7 protein-coding genes and 1 pseudogene are annotated in these 6,542 nt (G+C 27.5%); 5 read left to right on the top strand and 3 right to left on the bottom strand.

The genetic code is table 11. The annotated features are described in order from the left end of the window. The 5 genes and pseudogenes from Q1J48_RS02900 to Q1J48_RS02880 form a co-directional block, all read left to right on the top strand. Positions 1–434, top strand: a pseudogene (locus Q1J48_RS02900) (replication restart helicase PriA); the annotation flags it as partial. 39 nt (positions 435–473) lie between these two features. Further along, positions 474–986: a peptide deformylase gene (gene def / locus Q1J48_RS02895; protein WP_300331172.1), complete on the top strand. Its 513-nt coding sequence runs from the start codon at positions 474–476 to the stop codon at positions 984–986. Positions 987–1,001: 15 nt separating this feature from the next. Further along, the gene (locus Q1J48_RS02890; RefSeq protein WP_300331175.1) at positions 1,002–1,283 is read left to right on the top strand and encodes an FtsB family cell division protein; all 282 of its coding nucleotides are present in this window, start codon (positions 1,002–1,004) and stop codon (positions 1,281–1,283) included. Between the two features lie 35 nt (positions 1,284–1,318). Continuing rightward, complete coding sequence (glpX, locus tag Q1J48_RS02885) at positions 1,319–2,365, top strand: class II fructose-bisphosphatase (RefSeq protein ID WP_300331178.1); 1,047 nt, start codon at positions 1,319–1,321, stop codon at positions 2,363–2,365. 12 nt (positions 2,366–2,377) lie between these two features. Next, the gene (locus Q1J48_RS02880) at positions 2,378–2,863 is read left to right on the top strand and encodes a hypothetical protein (RefSeq protein WP_300361082.1); all 486 of its coding nucleotides are present in this window, start codon (positions 2,378–2,380) and stop codon (positions 2,861–2,863) included. 385 nt (positions 2,864–3,248) lie between these two features. Here Q1J48_RS02880 and rfbD read toward each other — a convergent pair whose 3' ends face one another. From rfbD to Q1J48_RS02865, 3 genes are all read right to left on the bottom strand, one after another. Further along, positions 3,249–4,085, bottom strand: coding sequence for a dTDP-4-dehydrorhamnose reductase (rfbD, locus tag Q1J48_RS02875; protein ID WP_300361080.1), 837 nt, complete (start codon positions 4,083–4,085; stop codon positions 3,249–3,251). Positions 4,086–4,127: 42 nt separating this feature from the next. Then, entirely contained in the window at positions 4,128–5,150 is a 1,023-nt protein-coding gene (gene rfbB, locus Q1J48_RS02870; protein WP_300361084.1) for a dTDP-glucose 4,6-dehydratase, read from the bottom strand. Positions 5,151–5,289: 139 nt separating this feature from the next. Next, complete coding sequence (locus Q1J48_RS02865; protein ID WP_300361078.1) at positions 5,290–6,534, bottom strand: glutamate-5-semialdehyde dehydrogenase; 1,245 nt, start codon at positions 6,532–6,534, stop codon at positions 5,290–5,292. Positions 6,535–6,542: the final 8 nt, after the last annotated feature.

The raw sequence follows: 6,542 nt of genomic DNA, 5'->3' as shown, positions 1-6,542 counted from the left end.
GAAGGGCTGGAAGAGGGGATAAAAAAGGAAAGGTTATAATCCAAACCTATCAACCAGAAAATTATGTTATGGAAAATATAAAAAATAGTGATTATGAAGCCTTTTATAATAAGGAGATTGAAATGAGAGAGATCTTAGAGTATCCACCATTTTCAAAAACTATAAATATTGGATTTTCTCATACTGATGAGAAATTACTTGAAAGGGTTACAGCTGAATTTTTTAAACTTATAAAAAGAGAGTATGTAAATATTTTTGCTCCTAATAAAAGTTTAGTTTATAAGGTTAAAGACAGATATAGAAAAAATATTTTTATAAAGGGAAAAAAGGATAAGATAAATTATTTTAAAAAAGAACTTTTGGAAACTTTGGAAAAGTTTGATTCAAAAGGTTGTAGGATTGTGATTGATGTAGATCCAATAAATTTAATTTAAAATTTAAAATTAATATAAAGGGAATAAGGAAGGTAAAAAATGTTATACGAAATAAGAACTTATGGAGATTCATGTTTAAGCGAAAAAAGTGAAAATGTTAATGAGATAACAGAGGAAATAAAAGTTTTATTAGATGATATGGTTGAAACTATGCATAAGTCAACAGGAGTTGGACTTGCAGCCCCTCAAATAGGGATCAATAAAAGAATGTTTGTTATTGATATAGGAGATGGAGTAATCAGAAAAATAATAAACCCTGAAATTTTAGAGATGTCAGAAGAAACAATAGAAAGTGATGAAGGTTGCCTAAGTGTACCAGGGATATATAAAAAGGTAAAAAGAGCTGCCAAAATAAAAGTTAAATATACTAATATAGATGGCGAAGTAGTAGAAGAAGAGGTTGAAGATTTCTTGGCTAAGGCTTTTCAACACGAATATGATCATTTAGACGGGACTTTATTTATAGAAAAAATATCCCCAGTTGCAAGAAGAATAATTTCTAAAAAATTACAACTTATAAAAAGAGAAACAGAAAAAAAATTAAAAAGATAAGTTTGGTGAAATTTTATGGAATTTAAAAGAATGATGATGGTAGTTTTAATGATAATTTCACTAGCTTATATGACTAGAGAAATTCCAAAAATATATACAAGTTTATTAAAAATAGATAAGTTAAATGGAGAGTTAAACTCTATAAAATTAAAAAAGCAATCATTAAAAGATGAAATTGTAAGATATAAAATAGCTACTGAACATCTGAAAGATGATTTCTATAAAGAAAAAATAGTTAGAGAAAAATTAAAAATGGTAAAACCAGGAGAAAAAATATATAAAGTTTTAGTTAAATAATAAAAATTAATATATTAAAAAATTCAGGAGGAAAAATGAAAAAAGAAATAGCATTAGATTTTGCCAGAGTAACAGAAGCAGCAGCATTAGCAGCACAGAGATGGGTTGGAAGAGGAGATAAAAACTTAGCTGACAATGCAGCAGTTGAAGCAATGAGAAATGTTTTAAATAGAATGAAAATAGATGGAGAAATAGTTATCGGAGAGGGAGAAATAGATGAAGCTCCAATGTTATATATTGGAGAAAAATTAGGATTAAAATATAATGAAAAAGAGATAGAGCCATTTACAGAAGAGGAGTTATCAAAGGTTGATATAGCTGTTGACCCAATAGAGGGAACTAGAATGACAGCTCAGGGACAACCAAATGCAATAGCTGTTTTAGCTGCCGCAGAAAAAGGAACTCTTTTACAAGCACCAGATATGTATATGGAAAAATTAGTTGTTGGTCCAGAAGCAAAAGGTGTGATTGATTTAGATAAATCTTTAGAGGATAATATAAGAGCTGTAGCAAAAGCTTTAAATAAAGATTTAAAAGATATTATGATAGCTATTTTAGACAAGCCTAGACACAAAAAAGTAATTGAAAGAATAAAAGAATTAGGTGTAAAAATGTATGCCTTTTCAGATGGAGACGTAGCAGCGTCTATTCTTACTTCAATAGTAGATTCTGATGTAGATATGATGTATGGAATAGGAGGAGCTCCTGAAGGTGTAATCTCTGCAGCAGTTATTAGAATTTTAGGTGGGGATATGCAAGGAAGACTTATTTTAAGAAGTGATGTAAAAGGATCTGACGACAAAAATGATAAAATCTCTGAGGATGAAGCAAGAAGATGTAAAGAGGTTGGAGTAGAAGTTGGTAAAAAATTACTATTAGAAGATTTAGTAAGTACAGATGAGATTATATTCTCAGCTACTGGAATAACTTCTGGAGATTTATTAGAAGGTGTTAAGAGAAAAGGAAATATAGCTAGAACTCAAACTCTTTTAGTTAGAGGATCAAGTAAAACAGTTAGATATATAAACTCTGTTCATAACTTAGAATTTAAAGATTCTCACTTAAATGATTTAGTATTCTAATAGAGGTAAAATATGTTATTTTATGAGGAATTTATAAAAAATATAAAAAATGATTTAGAATTAAAAGGAAAAGAAAGTTTTTCTTTGGAATTAAAGAAAAAAATCTTTTGGCTAGGAACTGGACTACCAATATTTGTAATGGGAGTTGTAGAAATGATTGCATTTTTCTCACAAAAAAATTTAAAGGATGCTATCTTAGGAACTATATTTTTAATGATAGCTTTAAGACATCTAAAAGTTTATTTTAGTTATAGAGTAACTTTAGATTTTGATAAAGATGCTTTGATCAGTAAAGATTTAAATTTTAATTTCAAAGATGTGGTATCTTGTGTTTTAAAGGAAGAGGTTATTGGTGGAAAAGGTAAGGTTCAACCAGTGCTAGAGGTTGTAACTTCTGAAAAGAAAAGAATAATAATTCCTTTGATGATGAATAAGCAAACTAGATTTGTAAGTCTTTTATATTCAAGATTAAAAAATATATTTACAATAGAAAAATAAAAAAGAAACTGTTACCTTATAATTTTAGGGTAACAGTTTTTAATTTTAATATAAATTTAAACTATATAATATAAAAAATAAAAATTAATAAAAGAAATACATTTTAGATAGTTTCTTTTTTATAAAAATTTATATAACTTAAAATATTTTTAAATTCTATTATTTTTGTAATATCAAAATTTTTCCTATAATAAGAAAAGAACATCTCTGGGTAAAGATGTTCTTTCCTTGTATAACACAAAATAAATAGGATGAGTATAACGAAAAATTGATTTTGAATCAATTATTCTGGAGAAACTTTTAAAATTTCCCATACATATATAATACAACATTTTTAGAAAAAAAGCAAGTAAAATATAAAAAAGAACATATTTTTATAAAAATATTAAATTTCTAATAAAAATCTATCAATTCCATTTTGCCAGTTAGGAATTTTTTTACCAATAATTTTTTCTAATTTTTCACTATTTAGCTTAGTGTAGTGAGCTCTTTTAGCTTTTAAATTAAAATCTTTTGTTTTTGCTGGATTTAATTTTCCATTCCAATTAGTTTTTTCTAAAACATATTTTGCTTGATCATATTTAGAACCTTCTCCACTATTAGAAAGATGGTATAAACCATATTTTTTTGTTTTTATAAGTTCCCAAGAATAAAAAGCTAAGTCTTTTGAGTATGTTGGAGAAGAAACTTGATCGTCAACAATAGAAAGTTCATTTTTTCCTTTGCTCCAACTGATGACTTGTTTATTAAAATTATTATTAGCAACCCCAAAAACCCAAGAAGTTCTTATAACAAAAGATCTATCATAGTTAGATAATACTTGTTTTTCTCCCTCTAATTTTGTTTTTCCATAAATTGATAATGGATTAGGGGCATCCTCTTCTGTGTACGGAGAAGTTTTTTCTCCATCAAAAACAAAGTCTGTTGAATAAGTAACAAAATCAGCATTAATTTCCTTTGCAATAAGAGAAAGATCTCTAGGGGCAAAAGTATTTAATTTTTCACAGAGTAAAACTTCATCTTCAGCTTTATCAACATTATTATAAGCAGCACAATTGATAATAAGATCTATATTTTTATTTTTTACAAAATTTCTAATTTCATCTATATTGGTAATATCTAAATCATTTACATCAGTGGCTATAAATTCTATATTTTCTTTTTTAAAAAGTCTTTGGAAGTCATAACCAAGTTGTCCATTAGCTCCAGTAATTAATATCATAAATTCCTCCTTAAGAAAATAGAGGGAAAATCCCTCTAAAAATTATTTATTCTCATACATTTTTTTATAATAGTTTTGATATTCCCCGTTAATAATATTTGTCCACCACTCTTTATTATCTAAATACCATTTTATTGTTTTTTTAATTCCTTCATCAAATAAAGTTAAAGGCTCCCAACCTAATTCATTTTTAATTTTTGTTGGATCAATAGCATAACGCATATCGTGTCCCGGTCTATCTGTTACATATTTTATTAAGTCTTCAGATTTTCCAAGCTCTCTTATTATAGTTTTTACAACTTCAAGATTTGTTCTTTCATTGTGTCCACCTATATTGTAAACCTCTCCAACTTTTCCATTATGAATTATCATATCAATAGCTCTACAATGGTCTTCAACATAAAGCCAATCTCTTACATTCTCTCCCTTTCCATAAACAGGTAAAGACTTTTCATTTAAAGCATTAGCTATCATAAGAGGTATTAATTTTTCAGGGAAATGATAAGGTCCATAATTATTAGAACATCTTGAAATAGTTATTGGAAGTTTAAATGTTCTATAATATGCTTGAACTAAAAGATCAGCTGATGCTTTTGATGCTGAATATGGACTTGAAGTATGAAGAGGAGTTTCTTCTGTAAAAAATAGATCTGGTCTATCTAAAGGCAGATCTCCATAAACTTCATCTGTTGATACTTGATGATATCTTTTTATTCCATATTTACGACAGGCGTCCAAAAGAACATTTGTTCCCATTACATTTGTTTGTAAAAATATTCCCGGATCTTCTATTGATCTGTCTACATGACTTTCTGCTGCAAAGTTAACTATTATTTCTGGCTTTTCCTCTTCAAAAAGTTTATATATAAATTCTCTGTCAGCAATATCTCCTTTTATAAATTTAAAATTTTTATTATCCATAACAGGCTCTAAAGTTTCAAGATTTCCTGCATAGGTAAGTTTATCAAGACATATAATTTTATAATCTTTATATTTTTTTAGCATATAGTGAACAAAATTTCCACCAATAAATCCTGCTCCACCAGTTACAACTATTTTCATAATCTCTCCTTATATTTTTATGATTTTTTTTATTATAACATAAAAAAAAGTAAAAATAAAATCTATAATTTAAATCTTTGAAAAATAAAAGGATTGAAATTTGGTTAATACAAAAATCAATCCTTATTATTAAAAAATTAAATTATTTTCTAACTTGTCCATTACCCATAATAACATACTTTGTAGTAGTTAATTCTTTAAGTCCCATAGGTCCTCTTGCGTGAAGTTTTTGAGTACTTATTCCTATTTCAGCTCCAAAACCAAACTGTCCACCATCAGTAAATCTAGTTGAGGCATTTACATAAACAGCAGCTGCGTCAATTTCATTTAAAAATCTTTGAGCATTAGAATAATCTTCAGTTATTATAGATTCAGAGTGTTTAGTTCCATATTTTCCAATATGTTTTATTACTTCATCTAAATTTTCAACTGTTTTTATAGCTACAATATAATCTTCATATTCAGTTGCCCAATCCTCTTCACTGGCTTCTAAAGATTTTTCTATATATTTTCTAACTGTTTCGTCTCCTCTTATCTCTACATTTCGATTGATAAGCTCCTCTCCAAGAGATGGAAGAATTTTAGGAGCTATATTTTTATGAATTAAAAGAGTTTCCACAGCATTACAAACTCCAGGTCTTTGAGTTTTAGCATTGATAATTATATTTATAGCATTCTTAATATTAGCACTTTCATCTACAAAAATATGGCAGTTTCCAACACCAGTTTGAATACAAGGAACAGTTGAATTGTTTATAACTGTATTTATAAGTCTTGCACTTCCTCTTGGGATTAAAACATCTATATATTTATGAGCCTTCATAAGTTCATTTGCTATTTCATGGCTAGTATTTTCAACTATTTGTACAGCATTTTCATTTAAACCACAACTTTTTAAAACAGATTTAAATATATTTACAATGGCGATATTTGTTTTTATAGCCTCTTTTCCACCTCTTAAGATAACAGCGTTTCCACTTTTTAAACAAAGTCCAAAAGCGTCAGCAGTAACATTTGGACGAGATTCAAAAATTATAGCTATAACACCAAGAGGAACTCTTTTTTGTTGTATTATAAGTCCATTTGCCAAAGTTTTTCCATAAGTAAATTCTCCCACAGGATCATTTAATGATGCTATTTGTTTAAGTCCATCAGCCATATCCTTTATTCTTTTTTCTGTAAGAGTAAGTCTATCTATAAAAGCATCTTTTACACCAGAATTTTTAGCATTTGTAACATCTTCCTCATTTATTTTTAAAATATTTTCACAATTTTCTATAAGAGCCTCAGCAGATTTTAATAAAACTTCATTTTTTACACTAGTAGAAAGTTGTGCTATTTGAACTTCAGCCTCTTTTGCTTGAATTCCTAAAGTTTCTATATACATAAATTCCT

It is taken from the genome of Fusobacterium sp. (assembly GCF_029258315.1).
In the GTDB taxonomy this organism is placed as follows: domain Bacteria; phylum Fusobacteriota; class Fusobacteriia; order Fusobacteriales; family Fusobacteriaceae; genus Fusobacterium_B.
This window is presented reverse-complemented; position numbering and strand designations above follow the sequence as displayed.